At 66.5% G+C, this 1,244-nt stretch carries 1 protein-coding gene; it reads left to right on the top strand.

The window, feature by feature from the left end:
- The coding region (locus A2I95_RS39525; protein WP_291737815.1) for a 5-guanidino-2-oxopentanoate decarboxylase at positions 1-1,244 on the top strand (1,244 nt) is incomplete at both ends.

Below are 1,244 nucleotides of genomic sequence, written 5' to 3'. Positions count from 1 at the left end.
GGTGCAGGCTTCATGGCCGACGGTTATGCCCGCGTCTCCGGCCAACCGGGCGTGGCCTTTGTGATTACCGGCCCCGGCTTGACGAACACGCTGACACCGATGGCTCAGGCCCGTGCGGATTCGGTGCCGATGCTGGTGGTCTCGGGCGTCAACACCAGCGGCACGCTCGGCAAGGGCCACGGCCATCTCCACGAGCTGCCGGACCAGCACACGCTGGCCAAAACCGTGGCTCTGGTGTCCGAACACGTGGCGCACCCTGCCGGATTGGAGGCAGCGTTGGATCACGCTTTTGCCCCCTTCTCCGCCAACCGCCCCGGCCCCACCCACATTCAGGTCCCGCTGGACATTGCAGGTGCAGCGTCAGTCGGCGGCACAACAGCTCCGCCTCCCGCGGCGCCTCCGCTTGACTTGACCCGGGTCACCGAAGCCGCAAACAGGCTTTTGGCAGCATCCAATGTGGTAATCCTGACCGGCGGCGGCGCAAAAACAGCGGGTGCAGACCTTCAGGCCCTGGCCGAACGCCTGGACGCCCCTGTCGTGCAAACCGTCAACGCCCGCGGCCTGATGCACGGCCACCCGCTGACTGTCCCCGCCAGTCCCAGCCTGCAAGCGGTCCGCGCTCTGATCGAACAGGCCGATTGCGTGCTGGCGCTGGGAACCGAATTGGGACCAACCGACTATGACATGTACGCCACCGGCAGCATGCCCCGGATGGCCGGGCTGATCCGGGTGGATATCTGCCTGGCCCAGCTTGCCCGGCACGAAACAGAGCTCGCCATCACCGGCCAGGCAGATCAGGCCGCTGCCGCGCTCTTGGCCGCCCTGCCCGGACCGGCGAAACAAAGCCAGGGCGCTGAACGTGCAGAGCACGCACGCGCTGCCGCATTTGAAGAAATCGGCCCGGGTTACCGCCGGCAGGTCGAGGTGCTGAACGCCATGCGTGCCGCAGTTCCAAGCGCCCTGATGATCGGCGATTCCACCCAGCCGATTTATGCCGGCAACCTCTACTACGACCACGACCGCCCCGGCGGCTGGTTCAACGCGGCCACCGGCTATGGCGCGCTTGGCTATGGCATTCCCGCTGCAATCGGCGCCGCCATCGCCGCGCCGGGCACACCTGTGATCTGCATCGCAGGCGACGGCGGCGCGCAATTCTCCCTGCCTGAGATCATGTCCGCGGTGGACGAAGACCTGCCCATTACTTTTGTCCTCTGGAACAACCGCGGCTATGGCGAAATCGCCGC

The sequence above is a fragment of the Leisingera sp. F5 genome, assembly GCF_001593695.1.
The sequence above is the reverse complement of the archived record's forward strand: the minus strand, read 5'-3'. Positions and strand labels throughout refer to the sequence as shown.